The sequence below is a fragment of the Leuconostoc suionicum genome, assembly GCF_001891125.1.
GTDB lineage: Bacteria > Bacillota > Bacilli > Lactobacillales > Lactobacillaceae > Leuconostoc > Leuconostoc suionicum.
In genome coordinates this window covers 1,223,644-1,248,392 of sequence record NZ_CP015247.1, presented here as the reverse complement: position 1 = coordinate 1,248,392, position 24,749 = coordinate 1,223,644, and the positions used below count along the sequence as shown (strand labels likewise).

Annotated in this window: 25 protein-coding genes and 1 riboswitch; of the genes, 21 read left to right on the top strand and 4 right to left on the bottom strand. The window is 38.3% G+C overall.

Annotation, left to right across the window (positions count from 1 at the left end; translation table 11 throughout):
- The first annotated feature begins 7 nt into the window (after window positions 1–7).
- On the top strand, window positions 8–1,420 hold the full coding sequence (locus tag A6B45_RS06270; RefSeq protein ID WP_072613823.1) for a glycoside-pentoside-hexuronide (GPH):cation symporter: 1,413 nt from the start codon (window positions 8–10) through the stop codon (window positions 1,418–1,420).
- A 28-nt stretch (window positions 1,421–1,448) separates the two neighbouring features.
- A complete protein-coding gene (locus tag A6B45_RS06265; protein WP_072613822.1) occupies window positions 1,449–2,621 on the top strand; it encodes a galactokinase in 1,173 nt (390 codons plus the stop codon).
- On the opposite strand, the gene A6B45_RS06260 is transcribed toward A6B45_RS06265, so the two are convergent.
- Complete coding sequence (locus A6B45_RS06260) at window positions 2,618–3,547, bottom strand: AraC family transcriptional regulator (RefSeq protein ID WP_072613821.1); 930 nt, start codon at window positions 3,545–3,547, stop codon at window positions 2,618–2,620. The two genes, A6B45_RS06265 and A6B45_RS06260, sit on opposite strands and share 4 nt — an antisense overlap.
- 173 nt (window positions 3,548–3,720) lie before the next feature.
- On the opposite strand from A6B45_RS06260, the gene A6B45_RS06255 reads away from it, so the two are divergent.
- From A6B45_RS06255 to A6B45_RS06240, 4 genes are all read left to right on the top strand, one after another.
- Window positions 3,721–4,716, top strand: a complete 996-nt coding sequence (locus A6B45_RS06255; protein ID WP_072613820.1) for an aldose epimerase family protein — start codon at window positions 3,721–3,723, stop codon at window positions 4,714–4,716.
- A gap of 408 nt (window positions 4,717–5,124) precedes the next feature.
- Window positions 5,125–6,426: a histidine--tRNA ligase gene (gene hisS, locus A6B45_RS06250; RefSeq protein WP_072613819.1), complete on the top strand. Its 1,302-nt coding sequence runs from the start codon at window positions 5,125–5,127 to the stop codon at window positions 6,424–6,426.
- A complete protein-coding gene (aspS, locus tag A6B45_RS06245) occupies window positions 6,423–8,198 on the top strand; it encodes an aspartate--tRNA ligase (RefSeq protein ID WP_072613818.1) in 1,776 nt (591 codons plus the stop codon). The genes hisS and aspS overlap by 4 nt, the downstream gene beginning before the upstream one ends.
- Before the next feature lie 101 nt (window positions 8,199–8,299).
- Window positions 8,300–9,166, top strand: coding sequence for a YitT family protein (locus A6B45_RS06240; RefSeq protein WP_072613817.1), 867 nt, complete (start codon window positions 8,300–8,302; stop codon window positions 9,164–9,166).
- Window positions 9,167–9,213: 47 nt separating this feature from the next.
- Here the strand turns inward: A6B45_RS06240 and A6B45_RS06235 are convergent, their stop codons facing one another.
- Together A6B45_RS06235 and A6B45_RS06230 are read right to left on the bottom strand one after the other, a co-directional pair.
- The gene (locus A6B45_RS06235) at window positions 9,214–10,620 is read right to left on the bottom strand and encodes an amino acid permease (RefSeq protein WP_072613816.1); all 1,407 of its coding nucleotides are present in this window, start codon (window positions 10,618–10,620) and stop codon (window positions 9,214–9,216) included.
- Window positions 10,621–10,721: 101 nt separating this feature from the next.
- Complete coding sequence (locus A6B45_RS06230) at window positions 10,722–12,269, bottom strand: PucR family transcriptional regulator (protein ID WP_072613815.1); 1,548 nt, start codon at window positions 12,267–12,269, stop codon at window positions 10,722–10,724.
- A gap of 139 nt (window positions 12,270–12,408) precedes the next feature.
- Between A6B45_RS06230 and A6B45_RS06225 the strand changes: the two genes are divergently transcribed.
- From A6B45_RS06225 to A6B45_RS06155, 15 genes are all read left to right on the top strand, one after another.
- Window positions 12,409–13,677 (top strand): MFS transporter, encoded by a 1,269-nt coding sequence (locus A6B45_RS06225; RefSeq protein WP_072613814.1) that lies wholly within the window; start codon window positions 12,409–12,411, stop codon window positions 13,675–13,677.
- Window positions 13,678–13,813: 136 nt separating this feature from the next.
- On the top strand, window positions 13,814–13,999 hold the full coding sequence (gene rpsU, locus A6B45_RS06220; protein ID WP_011680015.1) for a 30S ribosomal protein S21: 186 nt from the start codon (window positions 13,814–13,816) through the stop codon (window positions 13,997–13,999).
- An 82-nt stretch (window positions 14,000–14,081) separates the two neighbouring features.
- Complete coding sequence (locus tag A6B45_RS06215) at window positions 14,082–14,528, top strand: GatB/YqeY domain-containing protein (protein WP_072613813.1); 447 nt, start codon at window positions 14,082–14,084, stop codon at window positions 14,526–14,528.
- 88 nt (window positions 14,529–14,616) lie between these two features.
- Window positions 14,617–15,480, top strand: coding sequence for a CvfB family protein (locus A6B45_RS06210; RefSeq protein ID WP_072613812.1), 864 nt, complete (start codon window positions 14,617–14,619; stop codon window positions 15,478–15,480).
- Entirely contained in the window at window positions 15,477–16,373 is an 897-nt protein-coding gene (gene xerD / locus A6B45_RS06205; protein WP_072613811.1) for a site-specific tyrosine recombinase XerD, read from the top strand. The genes A6B45_RS06210 and xerD overlap by 4 nt, the downstream gene beginning before the upstream one ends.
- A gap of 5 nt (window positions 16,374–16,378) precedes the next feature.
- Window positions 16,379–16,753 (top strand): riboflavin biosynthesis protein RibT, encoded by a 375-nt coding sequence (locus A6B45_RS06200; RefSeq protein WP_072613810.1) that lies wholly within the window; start codon window positions 16,379–16,381, stop codon window positions 16,751–16,753.
- Window positions 16,720–17,496, top strand: coding sequence for a segregation and condensation protein A (locus A6B45_RS06195; RefSeq protein WP_072613809.1), 777 nt, complete (start codon window positions 16,720–16,722; stop codon window positions 17,494–17,496). Before A6B45_RS06200 ends, A6B45_RS06195 begins: the two co-directional genes overlap by 34 nt.
- A complete protein-coding gene (gene scpB, locus A6B45_RS06190) occupies window positions 17,489–18,088 on the top strand; it encodes an SMC-Scp complex subunit ScpB (protein WP_072613808.1) in 600 nt (199 codons plus the stop codon). The genes A6B45_RS06195 and scpB overlap by 8 nt, the downstream gene beginning before the upstream one ends.
- The gene (locus A6B45_RS06185) at window positions 18,081–18,830 is read left to right on the top strand and encodes a pseudouridine synthase (RefSeq protein ID WP_072614493.1); all 750 of its coding nucleotides are present in this window, start codon (window positions 18,081–18,083) and stop codon (window positions 18,828–18,830) included. Before scpB ends, A6B45_RS06185 begins: the two co-directional genes overlap by 8 nt.
- Window positions 18,831–18,858: 28 nt before the next feature.
- Window positions 18,859–18,995: riboswitch (FMN riboswitch) on the top strand.
- Between the two features lie 98 nt (window positions 18,996–19,093).
- A complete protein-coding gene (locus tag A6B45_RS06180) occupies window positions 19,094–19,684 on the top strand; it encodes an ECF transporter S component (protein ID WP_072613807.1) in 591 nt (196 codons plus the stop codon).
- Window positions 19,685–19,757: 73 nt separating this feature from the next.
- Complete coding sequence (locus tag A6B45_RS06175) at window positions 19,758–20,315, top strand: peptidoglycan-binding protein LysM (protein ID WP_072613806.1); 558 nt, start codon at window positions 19,758–19,760, stop codon at window positions 20,313–20,315.
- Window positions 20,316–20,330: 15 nt separating this feature from the next.
- Window positions 20,331–21,008 (top strand): (d)CMP kinase, encoded by a 678-nt coding sequence (cmk, locus tag A6B45_RS06170; protein WP_167361465.1) that lies wholly within the window; start codon window positions 20,331–20,333, stop codon window positions 21,006–21,008.
- 94 nt (window positions 21,009–21,102) lie between these two features.
- Window positions 21,103–22,293, top strand: coding sequence for a 30S ribosomal protein S1 (gene rpsA, locus A6B45_RS06165; protein ID WP_011680008.1), 1,191 nt, complete (start codon window positions 21,103–21,105; stop codon window positions 22,291–22,293).
- Window positions 22,294–22,367: 74 nt separating this feature from the next.
- Window positions 22,368–23,678, top strand: a complete 1,311-nt coding sequence (gene der / locus A6B45_RS06160; protein WP_072613804.1) for a ribosome biogenesis GTPase Der — start codon at window positions 22,368–22,370, stop codon at window positions 23,676–23,678.
- Window positions 23,679–23,851: 173 nt separating this feature from the next.
- Entirely contained in the window at window positions 23,852–24,127 is a 276-nt protein-coding gene (locus A6B45_RS06155) for an HU family DNA-binding protein (RefSeq protein ID WP_002814789.1), read from the top strand.
- Window positions 24,128–24,439: 312 nt separating this feature from the next.
- On the opposite strand, the gene A6B45_RS06150 is transcribed toward A6B45_RS06155, so the two are convergent.
- Window positions 24,440–24,640, bottom strand: coding sequence for a hypothetical protein (locus A6B45_RS06150; RefSeq protein ID WP_025268192.1), 201 nt, complete (start codon window positions 24,638–24,640; stop codon window positions 24,440–24,442).
- Between the last annotated feature and the right edge of the window lie 109 nt (window positions 24,641–24,749).

Here is a 24,749-nt window from a genome sequence, read left to right as displayed (position 1 = left end):
TCGAAAGATGTCTGATAAAATGAAGCAGCGTTTTTCATACGCATTTGGTGCATTTGGCCATGATGCGTATTACGTAACGTTATCAACATATTTCATGATTTTTGTTACGAGCACACTATTTGCGGGTAGTGATAAGGCGACTGAGTCCAAGTATATTGGTATTGTTACCTCACTGGTCGTCGGTATTCGCTTAGTAGAAATTATTTTTGATCCGATTATTGGTAGTGTTATTGATAATACACGAACCAAATTTGGAAAATTCAAACCTTGGTTAGTGATTGGCGGAGTTATCTCGGGTGTATCCTTACTGGTAATCTTCACAAACTTCTTTGGTTTATCTGTTAGTAACCCGACACTTTACCTCGTACTGTTTACAATTGTTTTTATCATTTTGGATAGTTTCTACTCATTCAAAGATATTGCCTTTTGGTCAATGATTCCGGCGTTATCAACTGATACCGCGGAACGTGGTACTTTAGCAACATTTGCTCGCTTTGGTTCATCACTGGGTGCTAACGGTACAACTGCTTTGGTTGTTCCTATTGTGGCATTCTTCACTGTGCTCACGGGTGGTAGTGGTAAAGAGAGTGCAACGGGTTGGTTTTGGTTTGCATTAATTGTTGGGGTTTTGTCAGCTGGTTCAGCAATAGTAACGGCTAAATTTTCAAAAGAAAATGAAACCGTTTTAAGAACACAAGCCAGCGAAAAGTATAATATTTTGGATGTATTTAAAGCCATTATCAAAAATGACCAGTTACTTTGGTTAGCATTATCTTACATGTTCTATGCTATCGCTAATGTGGCCACGACTGGTGTGTTATTATTTTATTTCAAGTTCGTCATTGGTCAGGTGACAGAGTTTGCAATGGTAGGTGTGATATCTATGATTACGGGTATTATTGCTGTACCTCTGTTTCCGTTTTTAGCCAAACTAATGACACGTCGTTATGTATTTGCTAGTGGTATTGGGCTCATGGTGTTAAGCTATGTCATGTTTACAATTGCTGGTACCAACTTGTGGATTGTTGGTTTGGGATTAATATTCTTTTATTTCCCACAACAACTTATCTTTTTGTCAGTATTAATGACGATTACAGATTCTGTGGAGTATGGGCAATGGAAAAATGGTCAGCGGAATGAGGCTGTAACACTGTCATTGCGCCCTTTATTAGATAAATTAGCTGGCGCATTCTCAAATGCTATTGTTGGGTTTGTCGCAATAGCTGCTGGTATGACTGGTAATGCGACATTTAATGATATGACGGCCAGTGGCATCCATACTTATAAATTATATGCATTTTATATTCCTGCAGCATTGATGATTGTTTCCTTACTTATTTTCATGTTTAAAGTGACACTAACTGAAAAAAAGCACGCTAAGATAGTTGCAGAACTCGAATTACGCTACAGCAAGAAGTAATCAGTATAATTTGAAAGGTTGACTACTCATGAAAAGAATTAAAGCACTAAACACGAAGTTTGCTGAAAAGTTTGGTCCTCACGAAACCCAACAGTATTTTTCGCCAGGGCGGATTAATCTAATTGGTGAGCACACGGACTATAATGGCGGTCACGTTTTTCCCGCTGCAATCACTTATGGGACTTATGGTGTTGCCAGAAAACGAGATGATAATCGTATTTTAGTTTATTCGGTTAATTTTGATGAAAAAGGCGTAGTGCAGTTAGACTATAAGAAACTTGATTTTGATGTAAATGATGGGTGGACCAACTATGTTAAAGGCGTTATCGTCAAATTAATAGAGCAGGGGTATGTACTCGACACAGGGTTTGATCTGTTGGTCGAGGGCAACATTCCCAATGGTGCAGGTCTTTCTTCATCGGCGTCGTTAGAGTTACTAGTAGGTGTTATTTTAAAGGATTTGTTTAAACTGGATGTTTCTAGGTTATCATTAGTTAAAATTGGTCAAAAAGTTGAAAATGAATATTTTGGTCTCAATACTGGCATTATGGATCAGTTTGCAATTGGTTTTGGTCAAGAACAAAAAGCTATCTTGTTAGATACAAATACTTTGACGTATGAGTTAGTTCCTATTGTCCTTGGTGAATATGCGATTGTTATTATGAATACGAATAAACGTCGTGAGTTAGGCGATTCGAAGTACAACGAAAGGCGCGCACAATGTGAAACTGCGTTAAAGTTACTACAAACGGAACTTAATATTAAGTCATTAGGTGAATTGACTGATGAAGAGTTTGATGACAATGTTGCATTGATTCACGATGAAATACTCGTAAAACGAGCGCGTCATGCAGTTTATGAAAATCAGCGCACTTTAAAAGCAAAAAAAGCATTGTCCGACGGTGATTTGCAAACATTTGGACAACTAATGAATGATTCTCATGCCTCTTTAAAAGAAGATTATGAAGTTACTGGACTTGAATTAGATACGCTAGTTCAGTCCGCACAAAAACAGCCAGGCGTTTTAGGAGCACGAATGACAGGTGCTGGATTCGGTGGTTGTGCAATAGCACTTGTTAAAGAAACAGCCATTTCTAATTTTGAAAACAAAGTCTATGATGACTATATGAATGTGGTCGGCTATGCCCCAGAATTTTACGTGGCACATGTCGGTAATGGCACGACTAAGCTTAATGATTAAGTAGATTGCCGCACAGCACTTAATTGTCCTAAAATATCATTGATCTGTTGCCATTCTAATGAGTGTTGTTCTTGGATACTATTGAAACTTCTTCGTTTTCGATATGCACTAGGTGTTTCATGGATGAGCTCTGTAAATGAGTGGCCGAAAACAGAAGGGTTGCTAAAACCAACCTTTTCGGAAATTTGATTAATTGATAACTGAGTTGTTTGAAGTAATTGGCAAGCTTCGTTAATACGAAGTCGTAATAAAAATTTCTTTGGTGAAATACCTACATCTCGTCGAAAGAGTCGTGAAAGGTAAGAACGGTTGATTTTGATAGCATCAGCTATGTCAGTAATAGATGTGTCGTAAGTAAAATTATTATTGATATAGGCCAATGATAATTTAGTGTATTCTGACATGGGGCGTATTGTTGCGTTTTGTTGCTCAACGACGTTCCACGTGTTTTCCTTCATTAGCAACAGGAGTATTTCACTAGCAATTTGATTTAATCGCAATTCGGTTTGTGGCCCATGACTTGTTAACGTTAGTGATTCAACAATTAATTTAAGATAATTTTCAACAGTTGCGCAAGAGAAAGTATCATGGTGATTACGAAAAGGCGAGAAGTTCTCAATTAATTGTGCTGTTTCAGAACCACCAATGGATATCCATGCATAGTGCCACGGATTATTCAAATCGGCTTGATAAAAAATTGTTTCGTCAGGTCGTATAAGGAAAAGGTCACCTGCTTCCAGTGTATATTTACGGTTCATGGTAAAGTAGGTTCCTTGGCCTTCTAAGACAAAGTGAAGCAGATAATGTGAACGTTTTAATGGGCCAGAAGCATGACCAGAGAAAGTTTTACTTACGCCAGAGAAATCAAAGAATATACTTGATTCAAGCGTGTGCTCATTAACGATATTAAATAATGATTTTTCCATAATTTAACGACCTTTTTAAAATAAATGATAGCGCTTCCAACATTAGTATATCATTTTTTAAAAACATTTATTGAATTAAGAGATAATGCTTGTTGTGTGTTATCCAAGTGATTTATGATTAGGTTAGATAAATAGTTTAAACAAATTTTTTAACTAAATGAAAGAGGTATCATATGAAAGTTACAGAAGAAGTGTTTGGTACATTGCCTAATGGCGAAAAGGTAACCGCGTTCACGTTAGAAAACATTAATCATACTCAAGTAACGGTTATATCGTATGGAGCGACATGGCAGTCTTTTTCTATTGAGCGATTAGGAGAGAAAAAAGAATTGCTGGTTCAATTTGATGATTTAGAGCATTACTTAGACAATCCTTTCCATTTTGGAAATACTATTGGACGTGTGGGTGGTCGACTATCTAAAACTTCATACAATTTATCTGGCACGGCATTTACATTAACACCAAATGAAAATGGGCATGTCTTACATTCAAGTGTAAATGGTTTTGATACGATTAACTGGCAAGGAACAGCACGCAACATGGGTACAGCTGCAGAAGTAGTTTTGTCACATACGTTTGACGATGAATTTCCTGGTCAATTACAGATGAATGTGACTTATACACTTTATGACGACGATAAGTTAACGATTAAGTTCAGTGGTGAATCAACAGAACCAACACTGTATAATCCTATGACACATGTTTATTTCAACTTAGCTGGAAAAGATGCCGATATCACAAATCATGAGTTGCGAGTGGCATCTCACAAACATGTTGAAGTAGATGCCGAAACAATTCCTACTGGCCGATTGGTAGAAAATCAGCATTCCAAATTTGACTTCGCACAGCTACGTAAAATAGGGGATGATCAATTTGATGATGCCTGGTTGCTAGATGAGCAGCGTGATGAAGTTGGTGTTATTGTGCGAGAGCCTGTTAGTGGCCGAACACTAACAGTCGATTCAGATCGGAATGGTGTTGTTATTTTTATGACTAATCCAGGAATCAAAGATCACGATGATGATTGGGCAGAAAATGCACCATTCACAGCTCTCGCTGTTGAAATGCAAACATTGCCGGACGCCGTGAATCATGAGGGATTTGGCGACATTGTGCTGCCAGCTAACCAGGTGAAAGAATACACGGTGACTTATAAGATAACAGATTAAATATTTCACTTGACTTTATTCAGCCTTACAGCTATGATTATCTATATTAGAACCGATGAATTGGAAAAATTACCGTCAGGACATGAAGAAATTTTGCGGAAGATGCGAGCAAAACAAAGACGTAATTTTGGACACCTTGGAGGTTGCTATTGATCAAGATAGCTCGTGGTTGCGCGTTAAGCAATTAAAGTAACATGAAAATGTTAAAATCTAAGGTGGTACCGTGCATTTGCGCCCTTAACGAGAAATCGTTGAGGGCGCTTTTTTCGGATTTTAAATAGCAAGATAAAAAGTAATGGAGGAAATACGTTTGCAGTTGTTGATTATTTTTGGATAGCGATGAATATGTTAACTAATAGGTCGTATACTTCAAAATTCTGATAAAAAACACTAAAAACGATAACAACTATGGCAAAACCTATATTTCAACGTCCCAAAGGAACAGCAGATTTACTGCCTCAAAAAACAGTACAGTGGCAACATGTAGAAGCAGTCGCCCGTGTTTTATTTGGTGACTATAACTTCAAAGAAATTCGCACACCGTTATTTGAAAACTTCGAAGTCTTTTCACGATCAGCTGGTGATACATCTGATGTTGTGACAAAAGAAATGTATGATTTTCATGATAAGGGTGACCGTCACATCGCTTTGCGTCCAGAAGGTACCGCAGGTGTCGTTCGAGCATATGTGGAAAATAAATTATATGGACCGGAATTTGACAAACCTTATAAGGCATTTTACATGGGGCCAATGTTCCGCTATGAACGGCCACAGGCTGGTCGTTTCCGTCAATTCCATCAAATAGGTGCAGAGGTATTTGGATCAGACTCGCCCGCATTAGATGCTGAAGTAATTGCGATGGTTATTGACTTTTTTCAAACGCTCGGGTTAAAAAATTTGAAGGTTGCGATTAATACCTTGGGAGATAAAGAGTCCAGGGATGCTTACCGACAAGCATTAATTGATTATCTGAAGCCACATTTTGATGAACTATCTGCAGATTCACAAGCTCGTTTAGAAAAAAATCCATTACGTGTATTGGACTCTAAAGATCCCCGTGATCAGGTCTTTGTTGCAGATGCACCATCAATCCTGGACTTTTTGTCTGAAAAATCGACTAAACACTGGGAAAAGTTGCAAGCTATTTTAACTGCATTGAATTTAGACTTTGACATTGACACAACAATGGTTCGAGGATTGGATTATTATAACGACACAATTTTTGAAATCATGACTACAGATGACAGCCTAAAAGGTGCTGCAACGATTGCTGGTGGCGGTCGTTATTCTGGTCTGGTTGAGGAATTTGGTGGTCCGGAAACACCAGCTGTTGGCTTTGGTATTGGTGTAGAACGATTGCTAGATTTATTGCAAGCGCAAAATGTTGCCCCAACAGAGGAACAGAATTTAGACTTTTATGTAGTTAACATCGGCGACACTACTGATGTTGTTGCAACAAAAATTGTTCAAGCTGTTCGATCATTTGGTTACGTTGCTGAACGTGATTATTTGTCAAAATCAGCGAAAGCACAGTTCAAGGCAGCTGATCGTCATCATGCCAAATATGTCATAACGATTGGCGAGCAGGAACTTGAAGAACAAATTGTTAACATCAAGAATATGACAAATGGCGAACAAAAGTCTGTTCAATTGTCAGAGCTTTATACCAATTTACCACTTATCATGGATGCAGAAGGGGACAAGGAATGAAACGTACTAATTACGCAGGATTAATTGATGAAACTTATTTAGGCCAGACAGTAACATTGACCGGTTGGGTACAAAAACGACGTGATTTTGGAGACTTGATATTCGTTGATTTACGTGATCGAGAAGGTATCGTTCAATTAACTTTTAACGCAACAAATGCTGACGCCCTAGCAGTCGCAGAAAAAGTTCGTAGTGAATATGTTCTAAAGATTACCGGTCATGTGATTGAACGTGCTGAAAATCAAATTAACACAAAAATAAAATCTGGAACAATCGAAGTCGATGTAACAGAGGCGGAAATTTTATCAACGTCAAAAACACCACCATTTTATATTGAAGATGATGTGAATGCCAATGAAGAATTGAAGTTACAGTATCGTTACTTAGATTTGCGCCGCCCTGAGATGCAAAAAAACTTACGCATTCGTTCAAAAATTATGAGTAGCGCCATGCATTTTATGGATACTCATGATTTTATTAACATCGAAACGCCAGTACTAGCAAAATCAACACCAGAAGGTGCTCGTGACTATTTAGTGCCATCTCGTGTTTTCCCAGGATCATTTTATGCCTTGCCACAATCACCACAATTATTTAAACAATTGTTGATGGGTGCAGGGTTCGATCGTTATTTCCAAATTGCCCGCGCCTTCCGTGATGAAGATTTGCGTGGTGACCGTCAACCAGAATTTACACAAATGGACGTAGAAACGTCATTTATGACAGCCGATGAAATCCGTGAATTGGTCAATGCATGGGTTAAGGCGATGATGCATGACGTTGTGGATTTTGATCTTGATACAGCTAAAATTCCAACTTTGACATGGCAAGAGTCTATGGATCGCTTTGGTACTGATAAGCCAGATTTACGTATAGCCTACGAAATCAAGGATTTGTCTGAAACAGTAAAGAATAGTGAATTTGGTGTGTTTGCAAATGCTATTAAAGGCGGCGGTGTTGTTAAAGCGTTGGCTGTTCCTGGTGGAGCTGACCATTATTCACGTAAAGACATTGACAAGCTAACAAAATACATCGAACGTTTCGGCGCAAAAGGTTTAGCTTGGATGAAAGTAGCGCAAGAAGGCCTGACTGGTCCTATTGCTAAATTCTTTGATGACGAAGCACAGGCAGCACTGATTGCTTCGGTAGACGCTCAAGTCGGAGATTTGTTGTTATTTGGTGCCGGACGTGCGGATATTGTTTCAGCGACTCTAGATTATTTGCGTCGTGAAACAGCTCAAGCATTAGATTTGATTGATCAAACTAATCCTTGGGCATTTGCATGGATTGTGGACTGGCCATTGTTTGAATACTCTGAAGACTTTGACCGCTGGATTGCTGCTCATCACCCATTCACGATGCCAAATGAAGAAGACTTACACTACTTGAATGATGGTGAAGATCCTCATAAGGCGCATGCTCAAAGCTACGATTTAGTGCTAAATGGTTACGAACTAGGATCTGGATCAATTCGTATTCATCGTATGGATATTCAAGAAAAAATGCTAAAGGCACTTGGATTTACTCCTGAAAAGGCACATGAAGCCTTTGGATTTTTGCTTGAGGGTATGGAATATGGTTTCCCACCAATGGGTGGTATCGCACTAGGACTGGATCGTTTGGCAATGCTACTAGCTGGCCAAGAAAACATTCGTGAAGTAATTGCTTTCCCGAAGAATTCACGAGCTACTGAACCAATGACTGAGGCACCAACCCGTGTTGAAGGCAAACAACTGAACGAATTAGGGTTGTTTGTTCCAGATGCAGAGTAATTGTTATCATACAAATTCGTGTTATTATTAGCTTAGATAAAACTTGGAGAAAAATGTGTGTTATATATTAGATTTTTTCTCGTATAACATGCATATTGATTATGCAAAAAATTGTTCACAATTTTATGAAAAACCAATACGCAGGTCGTATTGGTGGCGCGGTATTTTATGGTGTAATCGTTGCTTTTGCAATGAATTATTTTTGGCATCCAGGGCATATTTATTCTTCTGGATTCACAGGATTTGCCCAACTTGTTTCAACTTTAACCGGTGATAGAATTCCCGTCGCTTTAGCGCTAGCCTTGGTTAACTTACCAATGTTAGCCATTGCATGGTGGAAGCTGTCGTGGAGATTTGCTATCTTTACGACTTTAGCAGTTTTGCTCAGTTCGGCGTTGATTCCCGTCTTTGATACCACGTGTGTTTTAACAACGGACCCGTTAATAAATGCTATGTTTGGTGGTGCGCTTAATGGTATGGCGGTTGGTACAGCGTTGCGGTATGGCGTCGGAACAGGCGGGTTAGATGTTATCGGTCTCTTAGTTAAGAAGCATTACGGCTTTAAAATGGGACCAATTAATTTATCTTTCAATGCCTTGATTATGGTTGGTGCTGGGCTAACATATGGTTGGAAGTATGCTCTGTACTCAATTGTAGGTGTTATTATTAGTTCACGAATGATAGATGTTTTCTATACACGTCAGCAGCAAATGCAAGTGATGATTATTACTACTAAACCAGATGAAATGGTGGATAGTATTCAAAATAAGCTTCGACGAGGTGTTACCATTATCGACGAGGCGCGTGGTGGTTACACTGGGAGAGAGCGTTCGGTGCTACTAACCGTTATCACGCAGCAAGAACGATTTGAGTTACGAGAAGCGATCAAAGAGGTTGATGAACAAGCTTTCTCTTCCACTTGGAAAATCGAACATACTGTGGGACGTTTCTACGAGCCAGAGTTATAGTTAAAAAAGGAGACAACATGATGTTGTCTCCTTTTTTATTTTATTTTTTACACGGTTACTGCATTTTTAGTAGAAAACTTGCGGTGGGAAAGGTAACCGAATACTATCGTGAACAAAATTGCGCCGATGGCAGCAACACGAGAGTCTGCTTGAAAGAACAAACTGGCGTAAATGCTGACGAAGAATAGCAATGTTAGTGGACTAGTCCACTTGTATCCTGGCATCAAGAAGCCATCTGGCATAAAATTAGTTGATTCGCGGAATTTACGATGGGCATACATTGTCATTGCATAAACAATGATATACATGTTTGATGAGATTGATGTAATTAAACTGAATGCACTGGTAATCTGTGGTATTGAATTAATAACAGGTGATATTAACACTAAGATAGCTGTGAATATGATTGCTTTAGCAGGAACGCCATTTGATGAAATTTCACGAAAATTAATCATAAACTTTGAATCTGATTCTTCAGCTAATTGGTAAAAGTGTCGTCCTGCAGAATAGATGGCTGAGTTTAAGGCTGAAGCAGCGGATGTTAGTACGACAAAGTTAATTATTGTAGCAGCCGCTTTGAATCCAGCCAATTGGAACACCATAACGAAGGGACTTGATTCCGGTGTTTTAGCGATAACATGCCAATTAATGATTGACATAATAATAATCATGGCACCTAAATAGAAAATCAAAATACGGATAATGATTGTGTTAATGGCTTTTGGTAGAACTTCACGTGGGTTCTCCGTTTCAGCTGTTGTGATACCGACGAATTCCATACCTTGGAAGGCGAAAAATACCATTGGAAAGGCAGCGAAGAACATCGAAGCACCATTTGGAAATAGTGAAAAGTTTGAGAATACGTTACTAAATGAAGCGACAGTATGACCACCACTTGCGGGTGCCTTAAATCCTGTAAAGATTAATACTAGACCCGTTACAATCATCGCTACAATAGCAATGATCTTAATCATGGCAAACCAGTATTCTGTTTCACCAAATACTCTGACGGCAATTAGGTTAATCATAGTTAAAACAAACAAAAAGATAATTTGAATTATCCAAGTTTTCCAACTTGGGAACCAAAACTTAACGTAAGTTGATACGGCTGTTAATTCTGCCATAGCTACGAAAAGTAGTCCAATCCAATAGGACCATCCAGCGAAATATCCGGCTCCAGCACCAACATACTTACTAATAAAAGAAACAAATGTATGTTGGGAAGGGTCTGCATAAAGCATTTCACCAATTCCCCGCATCATCATAAAGAAAAATGCACCAAGCACTGCATATACGATCAAAATTGATGGCCCAGTTTTAGCAATAGAGTTTCCAGCTCCCAAGAAAAGTCCTGTACCAATGGTACCACCAATGGCAATCATCTGTACGTGCTTTTTTTTCAAACCACGTATGGTACCATCGGCATTCATCGTTGCTTTTTTTTGTTGACTCATAAATATTATGCCTCCTCGATTGATAACAATTCTAACACATTTATCATTAAACCCTCATTTATTAGTGAACAAAAAACAGGATGATCTATTGTGCATTCTGCCTAATCAAGTAACAAAAAAGCCAATTGAATATCGACCAAAACATCAGGCATATCAAGGTTAACATCTAATAACTCAGATATCTTTTTCAAGCGATAATTAATAGTATTCCGGTGAACAAACATGTCAGAAGCGACGGCTGTTACATTTTGATGTAAGAACATATAGGTTTCTAATGTTTTGAGAAGACTTGGATTGTCTAAAATTGGACCCAGTATTCTTTCCACAAAAGCATTACTTTCTTGCTTAGGTAATAAGTTTAACATTTCTTGTGCACTCTTAGGTCTAAACCGCATAATTGGATGTGCTACTGATGTCAATTGAAGTGCATGGTTAGCTTGCTCATAAAGATCTGCTAATGCACGAATGGGCTCTGCGACTCGAGAAAAGCCAATAGTAAAATCATATTCTAACTTTGATTGTGATGTTAGAAAATCGTATAATTCTTTGAGAAATGCGCGTGTATCAATTTTATTGTCAACTAACAAAATTAGTTGCTGTTTATAGGAAAATAGCAGCACAGACCAGTTTGACTCGTTAACAAACCAGCGTGTCAGTGCTTGTAATATTTCAAATTGATGTGTTTCAATTACTGTTTTTTTCGCTGTAAAATCAATAACCGCTACGCGATAGGGATTCTTAGAATCAATGTTTGCGTTCTTTAGATAATTGTCAATTGCATCATCACTTAGTCCATGTTGCATGATGTTCAAAAAGAAACCAGAACGGTTGCGAAACTCAGTTTCATTTAACAAATCGGTTCTCGAATTTGAAAATCCCAATGCAGTAATTACCTGTTCGCGTTTTAAAAGTTCAAAATCTGATAATGTCTTATTTGGACTCATAATAGCTACAAAGGCTTTATTTTCGTTTAGAGCAGAAAAAATAGGAGAAATCTCAAAAATTGTGTTATTGAAGGTAACGTGAACTTTTTGAGTTAAATTTAAATAATCAATCCCGGATTCTTCTCGTAAAAATTTGGTGAAAAAGTCACGTTGCGGAAGTAAATCAGTACTAGCATATAAGGCACGAAAATGTGAGTCCAATAGGGTTAGTGGTGCTTCTAAAATTTCCGCGCTCAGATTTAGCAGATGTTGATAAGTATTATTAGTTTGCATTGTTGATAGCTGATGGTTAATATTAACGATTTGATGTAATTCGCCCGTATGAGTGTTCAGAATAATATCAGTAATATTTTGAATTGTTTGTGGCATCAATTCATCATCTGGGGTCATGAGAATTGGCACTCGACGTTTGTTGGCTAATATAATAATATCACGAGGCAACTGTGATAAATGCCGATTCGTCTTAATGCCCAAGCCAGCAGCATTATGATGATCAAGCGCGATAATTAAGTCTCGCAGTAATGTCCAATCTTCTTTGAACAAAAAGCCAGTAGTGAGCAGTAATTGACCAGGAGCAATATATTCATCAAAATCTGGTGCATCAATCATACCCACTTGACTGATCTCACGATTGAGCCCTTCGGCGCCTGCTAAAATTGGGTATTCTGCTAATACGGGGTTAGCTAATAATTCTTTAACATTCATAATTGACCTCCAATTGTATTGTTACTATTATGCCATGTTTGCTTATTGTGTACAAATAAAATTAAAAATGTTGTGCAATATGACGATGATTATTTTTTATGCGTTCGTTACAGTAAAGAAAACATTATGAGGTGAGCGTATGCAACGTACAGAAAAGAAAATTGTCAGCAATATTTTAAAGGGATCTTTAGGTAACTTAATTGAGTGGTTCGATTGGTATGTTTATGCCTCGTTCTCTATCTATTTTGCCCCATCATTTTTCCCAAGCCATGACAAAACGGCTGCATTATTAAGTACGGCAGGAGTCTTTGCAATTGGATTTTTGATGAGACCTTTAGGAAGTCTAGTGTTAGGTAAATATGCGGATCAACATGGTCGCCGGGCCGCATTAACCTTATCAGTATTGATTATGGCTGCAGGATCGCTTGTAATTGCGGTAACACCTAGTTACCATGTAATAGGAATTGCTGCACCAATCATCTTGGTGCTGGCAAGGCTGTTCCAAGGGTTATCGTTGGGTGGAGAATATGGTACTTCAGCAACTTACCTTTCTGAAATGGCCAGCCGTGGGCATCGTGGCTTTTATGCCTCATTTCAATATGTGACATTAATCAGTGGACAGCTCATTGCCTTGGGTGTTCAAATTATTTTACAATCAATATTATCAGAAGAGATGTTGACTGACTGGGGTTGGCGTATTCCATTTGTTATTGGTTCTCTAGGAGCTATCGTGGTATTGTTCCTTCGTTTGAGCATGGAAGAATCTGACCAATTTAAGGCACAAAAGAAAAACAATAATGGTAGTCTACGACTCTTGTTAAAGTATCCAAAATCTGTCATGACGGTAGTTGGCTTAACACTTGGTGGAACAATCGCTTTCTACACGTATACAACTTATTTACAAAAGTTTATGATTAATTCTGTTGGGTTACCAACACAAGAAGTCACGCTAATCAACTTTGCAGCATTATTTATTTTTATGATTTTACAACCTATCGCTGGTGCATTATCGGATAAAATCGGTCGTAAACCATTATTGTTTTGGTTTGGTATTATGGGGACAATATTTACAATTCCTATTTTTCTCACTTTGCAACAAGTGAAAACGGGGATGGGGGCTTTCTTGCTCATGCTGGCTGGATTGATTATTGTTACAGGTTATACGTCAATTAATGCAATTGTTAAAGCTGAAATGTTTCCAACTGAAATTCGTGCGTTAGGTGTTGGATTGCCTTATGGCTTGACGGTCGCCATTTTTGGTGGCACGGTGGAATATGTTGCCCTGTACCTGAAAAAAATAAATCATGAAAATTTGTTTTTCGTCTATGTCACTGTGGTTGTGTTCATTAGTTTGCTAGTTTATTGGCGCATGACGGATACAAAGCATACATCTAAGCTTGATCACTAATTATGTTGGAAATTGCTATAAAATGCATGATTACAGAGTTGATAGTATTGACGATTACGCGAAAGTCTGTCATAATAAATAAGTATTTACTGCATGTCGTTTAACGAAATAAAATGCGAGAAAGGAGGGTTATCACATGGCAAAGGTCATCGTACGTAAGAACGAATCTTTGGATGATGCATTGCGTCGCTTCAAGCGTGGTGTTTCAAAAGACGGTACTCTCCAAGAATACCGTAAGCGCGAATACTATGTTAAGCCTTCAGTTGCTCGTAAATTGAAGTCTGAAGCAGCACAAAAGCGTAACAAGAAGAAGGGTCGTTAATTCGATTCTAAAACGTCACTTAGGTGGCGTTTTTCTTTTATGGTAGAATAACAATAGATTGAATTTTGAAAGGTTGATATACATGAGTTTATTAGAAGAGTTAAATAATGATATGAAGCAGGCTATGAAAGACAAAAACAAGGATATTTTGTCAGTGATTCGCATGGTTAAATCAACGGTTATGAACGAGCAGATTAATTTAGGCCATGATTTAACAAAGGAAGAAGAATTAACAGTCCTCTCACGTGAAGTTAAACAGCGCCAAGATTCGTTGACAGAGTTTGAGAAAGGCAATCGAGAAGATTTAGCTGCTGGTATTCGCGCAGAGCTAGCTGTTTTAGCAAAGTATTTGCCAGAACCTTTGAGTGACGAAGGAGTTATTGAATTGGTGAAGGACGCAATCCAAAAGACCGGCGCTACATCTCCAAAAGATATGGGTAAAGTGATGGGTATTGTCACACCTCAAGTCAAAGGAAGGGCTGACGGTAAATTTGTTGCTAATCAAGTGAAAAATCTGTTAAAAGGTTAATCGGCCATTATAGATTATGTAAACCACACATGGTAAACTATAGGTATTATAAAAAGTGCGTGATGTTGCGTACGTTAAGGAAAACGCTATGAATCCAAAAGTTGGAACAATAATTAAAGCAAACGTTACTGATGAAAATGAGAAATATTTCTTTGCACAAGTCGATGGCTTTACATATGAAATTGACAAGACAGAACTTGAGAAGCCACTCAAAATCGGCGGATTTGTGACCGGATTTGCATATGAAAATGAAGGACACAAATTACAAATCACCAAGAAAACACCTACTGTACAGAAATTAGTATACGGTTGGGGAACAGTCGTAGCGAATCGACATGATTTGGGCGTCTTTGTTTCAATCGGTTTGCCGAATAAGGATATCGTTGTTTCTCTTGATGATCTACCAACGATTTCAACACTTTGGCCACAAAAAGGCGATAAGTTGATGATTGCTATTAAAGAAGATCATAAAGGGCGTTTGTGGGGCGAAATAGCACAACAGCATATTATTAATGCTGTATCACGTCGTGCACCGGAAAGTATTAAGTCGACCACAGTTAAGGCTACAGTTTATCGTAACAAAATGGCAGGTACTTTGGTTATTACTGATGAATATTACCTTGGTTTTATTCATCCTTCGCAACGTGACGATGAGCCACGTTTAGGACAAGTTGTTGATGCACGTGTTATTGGCGTCCGTGATGATGGCACATTAAATCTATCACTGAAGCCTTTGGCCTATAAGACAATGGATGAGGATGCACAATTCTTATTGTTGCAATTGCAACGACGGGCAGATCATTTCTTACCATTCAATGATAAAAGTAACCCAGAGGCTATTAAGCGTCAATTTGGATTTAGTAAGAGTCAGTTCAAACGAGCCTTGGGTCATTTATACAAGGATAGACTCATTGAACAAATTGACGATGGCATAAAATTAGTTGAGAAATGATGCAAGAAATTGACAATGCGGTAGTAGACTATCTACACTATATTCGAATTGAACGTGGTTTATCTGAAAACACAATTAAGAGTTACCACCAAGATTTGGTACAATTTGGTGAGTATCTAAATAGTGAAAAACTGGTGCTTGATCAAGTTGATCATATTGTTATCTTGTCATGGTTGAATCAACTCAGAGATCTAGGCAAATCCAATAGCTCAGTGATTAGAATGGTTACAACATTGCGCAACTTTTTTGGCTATTTAGTGCGAGAAAAAGTCGTCGCTCATAATCCAATGAGTGATGTTCGCCCGCCCAAAAAAGCGGAGCACCTACCAGCAGTTTTGAGCATCGAAGAAATTGACCGTTTATTACAAGTACCGATAGAAGATACACCGCTTGGTCTTCGAAATAGAACATTGTTAGAAGTTATGTACGCAACTGGATTGCGTGTCAGTGAATTGGTTAATTTAAAAATGAGTGACCTTCATTTGCAATTAGGACTGATTCAAACGCTTGGAAAAGGTGACAAAGAACGTATTATTCCAATTGGAGAAATTGCGATTGATTGGCTGACTCGATATTTTAATGAAAGCCGTACCGTTTTACTTAAAGACAAAGAATCTCCTTATGTTTTCTTAAACGATCGTGGAAATCAAATTTCACGACAGGGCATATGGAAGATTATAAAAAAGTTAGTAACAACTGCTGGAATAACTAAAGATGTTTCTCCCCATACACTTCGTCATTCTTTTGCTACTCATATTTTAGAAAACGGCGCCGATTTGCGTATAGTTCAAGAATTATTGGGACATGCGGATATTTCGACAACGCAAATTTATACCCATATTTCGAAAAAAAGACTTAGTGAAGTGTATGATGAATACCACCCCAGAGCGTAAAAATTATGTTGACACAATCAAGACAATCAGATGAAAAAACAATTATGGGTATTTTATCGTTGCTGCCAGGCCTACGTGAAATATCTCATTTAAATGCGGAAATAGCATGGTATCATGATAATGAAGCAAGATCTTTATATGTTTGGCAAAAAGAGTCCCAAGGACAAGTACTTGGTGTTCTAGGTGTTGAGATCTACAATAACAATATTGCTATAATTCGTCATGTTGCCTTGACCCCAGAGTCACGCAGTGTCAGAAACTACTTTGACATGATTTCTGATTATCAAGCGCAACATCCTGAAACCTTTTTAATGGGTACCTTGGATAATCAAAAGTTAATTAACAAATGGAGAAAAGCAACATCGCGCAAAACGGTCTAACAATTAAATTAAGTGACTTTGAAGGGCCAATCGATCTGTTATTACACTTAATTAAGAAATCCGAGATGAATATCTTTGATTTACAAATTGCTGACATTACATCTCAGTATTTAGATTTTATTCATGCACAACAGGCTATGCAGCTTGATGTAGCAAGTGAATATTTAGTGATGGCTGCTACTTTAGTTAAGATAAAGTCCGCTGATTTGTTACCAGAAGAAGAGCCAGATGATTATGCCGTAGATGAAGAGTATGCGGATCCACGTGAAGAGTTGATGCTACAATTATTGACCTACAAACAATTTCAAGTGGCAAGCGAATCTTTGCGTGAACGTGAACAATTAAAACAACAATCCTTTCCACGTACTCAAATGAAGGCTCCTGATAATTTGGAACAACCCATAACTTTAGCTCCTGGTTTATCGTTAGGGGATTTACAAACAGCTTTTGCTCAACTATTGCGGCGAAAAAAGCAGGAAAAACCTATCAGAAGGCATGTTACTGCGGAAACATATTCTCTTAAGGAAGCTGTTAATAACATCAATAAACATTTTTTGCAGCATCAAACGGGTGAGATGATTCCATTTGCTTCTTTTTTTGATGATATTTACGAGCGGGAACATTTGGTAGTCACTTTTTTGGCGTTATTAGAAATGGCCAAAGATAAAAGATTAAAATTACACCAAGAACACCAACAACAAGAAATTTATGTAGAAATTGAGGCGTTTGGCGAAGATGAATAATTTAAGTCAAATAGAAGCACTATTGTTCGTATCTGGCGATGAGGGCATTTCCATGAAAAATATGAGCATTATCACTGGATTTGACCGTTCAGCAATACAAGGATTGCTTGAAGAACTTGTGGTAAAGTATGATACTGATTTAAGCAGTGCATTACAAATTCGTGAAAGTGACGATGTGTATCGCCTAGTGACTAAACCGGAACTTGGTGGCACAGTAAAACAGTATTTTGATTCACCCGTAAATGCAACATTATCGCAAGCACAACTCGAAACACTGGTTATTGTCGCTTATAAGCAACCAATTACACGTGTTGAAATTGATACAATTCGTGGTGTGCAATCCTCAGGGACTTTACAGAAGCTAGCATTAAGGCAACTAGTCCACGAAGTTGGCAGAAAAGACGAACCAGGACGTCCCATCATGTTTGGTACTACCGATGAATTTTTGGACTATTTTGGTTTGAAAAGTATTGAAGAACTACCTCCGTTACCTGATTTTAATATGTTAGAGTTAGGTGATGATATTGATGGAGAATTATTTACGAGTGCATTTGATGTACATCAATCAGAAAGTGAAAAAGAAAATGTCTGAAGAAGCACAGCGACTGCAAAAAATTATTGCCCAAGCGGGTCTAGCATCCCGACGGGGCGCCGAAGAATTGATCATCAAAGGACGTGTCCAAGTTAATGGGCAAACTGTTACTGAATTAGGTACAAAAGTTACTGCAAATGATAAAGTACAGGTCGACGGGGCGCCAATTGAAGGGCGTGAGAAGTTAGTTTATTACTTGTTAAATAAGCCTCGTGGGGTTGTGACAACCAATGATGATGAAAAAGGTCGTCGTACGGTGTTGGATATCTTAGAGGATGTGGATCAACGCGTTTATCCAGTTGGCCGTTTAGATTATGATACAACTGGTGTTTTGTTATTAACCAATGATGGTGTAGTTGCCAACCAATTAATGCATCCTAAAACTAAAGTCGATAAGACTTATGTTGCAAAAGTTGAAGGCATTGCAACCGAAGAAAAGTTAGCTCCTTTGAAACGTGGGGTGGTCCTAAAAGGTCGTAAAACTGCTCCAGCTCGCGTTTCCATTGAAAGAATTGAGCCAACAAAGAGAACAAGTATGGTCCGTCTAACTATTCATGAAGGTCGTAATCATCAGGTCAAAAACATGCTCGCGAAGGTTGGCCTACCAGTACAAAAGCTCAAGCGTGAGCAGTATGCCTTTTTTGATGTCACTGGTCTACAGCCGGGCGAGTATCGTAAATTAACAAGCGTAGAGATCAAACGCTTAAAGGCACAAGATTACAAATTGTTGCGTCGTAAGTAACACCGTGATACAATAAAATCAAATTTAATAATAACTTCAGGGTCGGGTGTGATTCCCAACCGGCGGTGAGACATGAATTTTCATGGTAAGCCCGCGACCTGCTTTTGCAGCTGATCTGGTCAAAATCCAGAGCCGACCGTAAAGTCGGGTATAAAGAAGTCTAAAAAAGAAAGTGAAAGCTGCATTTTTTGTTGTACCCTGACAAAATCTGTGGTTTTTTGTTTGCATCTACCGGTGAGGTAAGCAAACAAGAGGAAAGAAATATGTCAATTGTTCCTGTAACGCGAGTGCAACGTACTACATTAATTGCAATACTAAGCGCTGTTTCATTTGGTTTGATGCTGTTTCCCCAAGTGCCAATCATTCCTAGTGCCGATTTTTTAAAACTAGATTTTTCAATCGTACCAGTTGTCATTGGCTTATATTGGTTAAATTATTCTGCTTCGCTATGGATTATTTTAATCCGTACCTTGCTAAAGTTAATTTTGGCAAATGAGGGGGTCAACACTTATTTAGGATTACCGGTTAATTTATTGGTTGTGTTAGCTTTTGTCACAGTTTTAAAAATTACAATGTCTAATCTGGAGCAGTATAGTAGTTGGCAAAAAAAAATCATACCGTTAACGAGCAGCACGTTTGTCATGACAATTGTTGCGATTGTCATCAATTGGTTTGTAGCTATACCCTTGTATGCGAGATTTGCTAATTTCGATATTGCTAAATTCATTGGTTTAAAAAACTATTTTATCGGAATGGTATTACCGTTTAATCTTATTGAGGGTATTATATGGTTTGTCGTGAGTATGATCATATTAAGGGCAATACAGCCATTACAGAGAAGGTTTCATTCTTAACAAAACATTATGAGCAAAGTCGGTGTTGGTGTGGTAAAATTTTATGTGAACCAATAAAATGGAGGTCGTTTCTATGAACGATTTTGACCCAAACAACATGAGCCGATCAAAGCGGCCCAAAAAAGATAAACTCGAACCAAAATTTTCTCGAAAGTCAGATTCAAAATCCCCGAATAAAGGGTTTCGTGTTCTGCTTGTTGTATTAGCGCTTGCAATTATATCTTTTGTGCCTGTGTATGGCATGATTACTAACCAAAAATCATCCAAGCCACAAACGGCTGTTTCATCAAGTACAAAGCGTTCATCAACTACTAAATCTACATCATCTGAGTCTTCTGAATCATCATCATCCGAGTCAAGTGTATCAAGTTCTTCTGAAGAAGAATCAGTAAGTAGCAGTGAAGCCGCTTCAAGTGAGGAAGCTGCTAGTTCATCTTCTACTGAGACGGCTGAATCCAGTTCAGCATCAAGTAGTTCCACAACCACCACTGCAGTTTTGGGTACTAGTCAAACATTGTATAATTTTGCAGTTACACACGGGATGACAACTAGCCAAGTTATTGCATTAAATCCAGGGTTAACAGTTGACAATTACACACAGTATGCTGGTACTGCACTAAACATTCAGTAAGAGGACTTTTTTATTATTATGACGAATTTTCAAGTTGCCATTGATGGCCCAGCTTCTGCCGGTAAGTCTACTATTGCCAAAATTTTAGCAACAAAGCTAAATTTTGTGTATGTTGACACAGGTGCAATGTACAGAACAATAACTTTAGCTGCAAAAAAGAACGGCATTGCTTATAATGATGAAGAAAAAATAAAAAAATTATTGTCGCAAACGAAAATACGCTTTGAACCTGGTACACCAGTTCAACGTGTATTTTTGAATGATACCGATGTCACGGACGAAATTCGTTCCGCTGAAGTGACAAACAATGTATCTGTAGTGGCTTCCTTTGCGGATGTACGTTCTAACTTAGTCAATCGTCAACGCGAAATAGCTAATAGTAACAGTGTGATTATGGACGGCCGTGATATTGGCACAACTGTGTTACCAGAAGCAGATATCAAAATTTTTCTTGTAGCAAGTGTTGATGAACGTGCCCAACGACGTTATAAAGAAAATGTTGCTAAAGGAATAACTACTGATCTCGAAACATTGAAGCACGAAATTGAAGCACGAGATTACAAAGATTCTCATCGTCAAATTAGTCCACTGATACAAGCGAAGGACGCTATTTTAGTGGATACAACAGGAAAAAGTATTGACGAAGTTGTGTCTAAAATAGCCAATATTATTGAAAATAAAATTAGTTTTTAATTTACACGGTTAAACCGTGTTTTTTACTATACAAGAACTAAAATATTTGGTACACTATATTCATAGTGTAAATTGTAGGAGGACGTTTGACGTCATGAGTGAAACAAACAACGAGCTTTTAGCAGCTCTCGAGAGTGCAGATCAAATTAAGGTAGGAGATGTCGTTACAGGCGAAGTGCTAGCCGTTGATAACGATAACCAAGCAGTTATTGGTTTGCATACCGGTGAAGAAGGAGTTGTGCCAGCGCGTGAGTACTCAGACGATCGTAACATTAATCTGGCAGACGAATTGAAGGTTGGTGACAGTGTTGAAGCTGTTGTCATCTCTAATGTAACAAGCGACAAGGAAGGCGTATCTTACTTGTTGTCAAAGAAGCGTTTAGAAGCACGTAAGGCATGGGAAAACTTGTCATTTGGTGAAGGTGACACAGTTGATGCTAAGGTTATCAATGCCGTACGTGGTGGTTTAGTTGTCGATGTTAATGGTGTTCGTGGCTTTGTACCTGCATCAATGGTCGCTGATCGTTTCGTGTCAGATTTGAACCAGTTTAAGAATAAAGACATTAAAGCACAAGTTATTGAAATTGATGCTGCCAAGGCACGCTTAATCTTGTCACGTAAGGCAGTTGCAGCACAAGAACGTGCAGCACAATTAGCAGAAGCATTTGAAAAGCTATCAGTTGGTGAAGTTGTTGAAGGTAAAGTTGCTCGCTTGACTGACTTCGGAGCATTCGTTGACTTGGGTGGCGTTGATGGCTTAGTACACGTTTCAGAAATTTCTCATGATCGTGTTAAGAATCCTGCTGATGTTTTGACAAAGGGTGAAACAGTTAACGTTAAAATTTTAGCCTTGGATGCTGAAAAGGGACGTATTTCATTGTCAATCAAGGCTACACAACCTGGACCTTGGGATAAGGTTGCTGAAGAAGCTCCTGCCGGAACAGTTCTTGAAGGAACTGTTAAGCGTGTAAAAGACTTCGGAGCATTCGTTGAAATCTTCCCTGGTATCGAAGGATTAGTTCACGTGTCACAAATTTCACACAAGCGTATCGAAAACCCTTCAGAAGTTTTGAAGTCAGGCGACAAAGTTCAAGTTCAAGTTTTGGACGTTAAGCCTGCCGAAGAACGCATTTCATTGTCAATGAAGGCACTGGAAGAAAAGCCAGAACGTGAAGATCGTGGAAATTCAAAGGATAGCTCAGCATCACGTGCAGATATTGCTGCTTATAAGCAACAAGATGATTCAGCTGCAACATTGGGCGACCTCTTTGATGGTAAGTTCTAAGAATTCTATTGAAAAGAACTGGTTCGCCAGTTCTTTTTTTATGATAAATTTATTTATACAAAGGAGGTGCCAAAATGTCAGCACCAATAGTAGCAATTGTCGGTCGACCAAACGTTGGTAAATCAACTATTTTCAACCGTATGGCGGGAGAAAGAATTGCGATCGTTGAAGACATGCCCGGTGTCACGCGAGATCGCTTGTATGCACCAGCTGAATGGTTAAATTATGAATTTCGAATGATTGATACCGGTGGTATTGAAATCGGCGATGCACCGTTTTTAGCGGAAATACGTGGACAGGTAGAATTAGCAATTAATGAAGCTGATGTTATTGTGATGGTTGTTTCCGGCCGAGAAGGATTAACTGAGGCTGATGAAGTAGTTGCACGTATGCTATACAAATCTGATAAGCCTGTTGTTCTGGCTGTCAACAAAGTAGATAATCCTGAAATGCGCCATGATATCTATGATTTTTATGCACTAGGTCTGGGGGATCCATTCCCAGTATCTGGATCACACGGTTTGGGCTTAGGTGATTTACTTGATGAAATCGTAAAGCATTTTCCTGATGAAGCTGCCGAACAAGAAGACGAAGCGATTCGTTTTAGTATAATTGGCCGTCCAAATGTTGGTAAATCATCAATTGTCAACGCTATGCTTGGTGAAAAACGTGTGATCGTTTCTGATATTGAAGGGACCACGCGTGACGCTATTGATACACGATTTGTGACTGAAGAGGGTGACGAATTTGTGATGGTTGATACAGCCGGTATGCGTAAGCGCGGGAAAATCTATGAGAATACTGAAAAGTATTCCGTGATGCGTGCTATGAAAGCGATTGACGATAGCAACGTTATTCTGATGGTTATTGATGCGGAAGCAGGAATTAGAGAACAAGATAAACACGTGGCTGGATTTGCTCATGAAGCTGGGCGAGCAATGATTATTGTTGTCAATAAATGGGATGCGATTGAAAAGAATGATCGAACAATGTCTGATTTTGAGAATCTAATTCGTGAAGAATTTAAATTCTTAGATTATGCACCAATTGTGTTTGTTTCTGCCAAGACAGGGCAACGTTTAGATAGATTACCACAAATGGTTAAAGATGTTGATGATAATCATCGTAAGCGTATAACATCTTCAACATTAAATGATGTCATTATGGATGCTATTGCAATAAATCCAACACCTTCGGATAATGGTCGTCGTTTACGTGTATATTATGCGACACAAGTCGCAACGCAACCACCAACATTTGTCATATTTGTTAATGATGTCGAACTCATGCATTTTTCATACGAACGATTCTTAGAAAATAAAATTCGAGAATCATTTGACTTTACTGGTACGCCAATCAAACTCATTGTTCGTGCACGAAAGTAAACGTTGCAAAAAGATGTTTTTAATGTAACACAAATGTTACGAAATCCCGAAAACCCTTGATAACACTACACATTTGGCGATTCTTATGTTATTCTAGTTACATGAAATAATGTTTCGACAGATTTCACGGAGCGCATCATGCGTTAAAAAAACTCTTATTAGGAGACAAGAAAATGGCTAACAAGCAAGAATTAGTAGATTCAGTTGCTAAGGCAACAGGTTTGACAAAGAAGGATGCTACTGCATCAGTTGACGCAGTTTTTGCATCAATCGAAGAAGCATTGAAGAACGGTGAAAAGGTTCAATTGATCGGCTTTGGTAACTTTGAAGTTCGTGATCGTGCTGCTCGTAAGGGCCGTAACCCACAAACTGGTGAAGAAATTCAAATTGCTGCCTCAAAGGTACCTGCATTTAAGCCAGGTAAAGCTTTGAAGGATGCCGTTAAGTAATTAGTAGCCATTTATACCGCTGTTTTACAGCGTTTCTGGGGAAGATTTGGGAAAGCAACTTATTGATTCCTAATATTATCCAGTATATTAAGAGCAAGCTCAACATGGGCTTGCTCTTTTTCTTTTTAGTATGGTGTTTTAAATAATCATTAAGGTAAGTGGCTAGATACAATCTAAAATTATGACTAGACTAAATCAAAATATTGAGAAGACGTATGAAAAAGGTCGGCAAAGCGGTCAGTCAATTTAAAAATGAATTCCATGTCATTATGGAATTCATTAGATTGAGTATGAGTATTACTAGTGTGGTATTTAAAGAGATTTATGCGAACGAACACTGACAACAGCGTTTACCTCAGGATAAATATCCGTGTGAACGAGGTTTAATTCTTCTGCGAGTGCATTCGCAGTATTAGCAACATCAATTTGATTGAATTGCGATAAACAGAATCCTGTTTCGCCCTTTTCAACTTTTTCCTTTATCATATCGGCAACTTGTTTATTAAAAGCCATATGAACCCCCTTATAAATTTTACTTAACTCTAAATGAGCTAGTAACTTAAGAATACCACTTTACAAACGCTTAAACAAAAATATACGGCTTAATTCTCAAAATTATAAA

Coding starts and splice junctions, on each gene's coding strand:
- A6B45_RS06270 (WP_072613823.1), top strand. CDS start 8: ATGTCTGATAAAATGAAGCAGCGTTTTTCATACGCATTTGGTGCATTT.
- A6B45_RS06265 (WP_072613822.1), top strand. CDS start 1,449: ATGAAAAGAATTAAAGCACTAAACACGAAGTTTGCTGAAAAGTTTGGT.
- A6B45_RS06260 (WP_072613821.1), bottom strand. CDS start 3,547: ATGGAAAAATCATTATTTAATATCGTTAATGAGCACACGCTTGAATCA.
- A6B45_RS06255 (WP_072613820.1), top strand. CDS start 3,721: ATGAAAGTTACAGAAGAAGTGTTTGGTACATTGCCTAATGGCGAAAAG.
- hisS (WP_072613819.1), top strand. CDS start 5,125: ATGGCAAAACCTATATTTCAACGTCCCAAAGGAACAGCAGATTTACTG.
- aspS (WP_072613818.1), top strand. CDS start 6,423: ATGAAACGTACTAATTACGCAGGATTAATTGATGAAACTTATTTAGGC.
- A6B45_RS06240 (WP_072613817.1), top strand. CDS start 8,300: ATGCAAAAAATTGTTCACAATTTTATGAAAAACCAATACGCAGGTCGT.
- A6B45_RS06235 (WP_072613816.1), bottom strand. CDS start 10,620: ATGAGTCAACAAAAAAAAGCAACGATGAATGCCGATGGTACCATACGT.
- A6B45_RS06230 (WP_072613815.1), bottom strand. CDS start 12,269: ATGAATGTTAAAGAATTATTAGCTAACCCCGTATTAGCAGAATACCCA.
- A6B45_RS06225 (WP_072613814.1), top strand. CDS start 12,409: ATGCAACGTACAGAAAAGAAAATTGTCAGCAATATTTTAAAGGGATCT.
- rpsU (WP_011680015.1), top strand. CDS start 13,814: ATGGCAAAGGTCATCGTACGTAAGAACGAATCTTTGGATGATGCATTG.
- A6B45_RS06215 (WP_072613813.1), top strand. CDS start 14,082: ATGAGTTTATTAGAAGAGTTAAATAATGATATGAAGCAGGCTATGAAA.
- A6B45_RS06210 (WP_072613812.1), top strand. CDS start 14,617: ATGAATCCAAAAGTTGGAACAATAATTAAAGCAAACGTTACTGATGAA.
- xerD (WP_072613811.1), top strand. CDS start 15,477: ATGATGCAAGAAATTGACAATGCGGTAGTAGACTATCTACACTATATT.
- A6B45_RS06200 (WP_072613810.1), top strand. CDS start 16,379: ATGTTGACACAATCAAGACAATCAGATGAAAAAACAATTATGGGTATT.
- A6B45_RS06195 (WP_072613809.1), top strand. CDS start 16,720: ATGGAGAAAAGCAACATCGCGCAAAACGGTCTAACAATTAAATTAAGT.
- scpB (WP_072613808.1), top strand. CDS start 17,489: ATGAATAATTTAAGTCAAATAGAAGCACTATTGTTCGTATCTGGCGAT.
- A6B45_RS06185 (WP_072614493.1), top strand. CDS start 18,081: ATGTCTGAAGAAGCACAGCGACTGCAAAAAATTATTGCCCAAGCGGGT.
- A6B45_RS06180 (WP_072613807.1), top strand. CDS start 19,094: ATGTCAATTGTTCCTGTAACGCGAGTGCAACGTACTACATTAATTGCA.
- A6B45_RS06175 (WP_072613806.1), top strand. CDS start 19,758: ATGAACGATTTTGACCCAAACAACATGAGCCGATCAAAGCGGCCCAAA.
- rpsA (WP_011680008.1), top strand. CDS start 21,103: ATGAGTGAAACAAACAACGAGCTTTTAGCAGCTCTCGAGAGTGCAGAT.
- der (WP_072613804.1), top strand. CDS start 22,368: ATGTCAGCACCAATAGTAGCAATTGTCGGTCGACCAAACGTTGGTAAA.
- A6B45_RS06155 (WP_002814789.1), top strand. CDS start 23,852: ATGGCTAACAAGCAAGAATTAGTAGATTCAGTTGCTAAGGCAACAGGT.
- A6B45_RS06150 (WP_025268192.1), bottom strand. CDS start 24,640: ATGGCTTTTAATAAACAAGTTGCCGATATGATAAAGGAAAAAGTTGAA.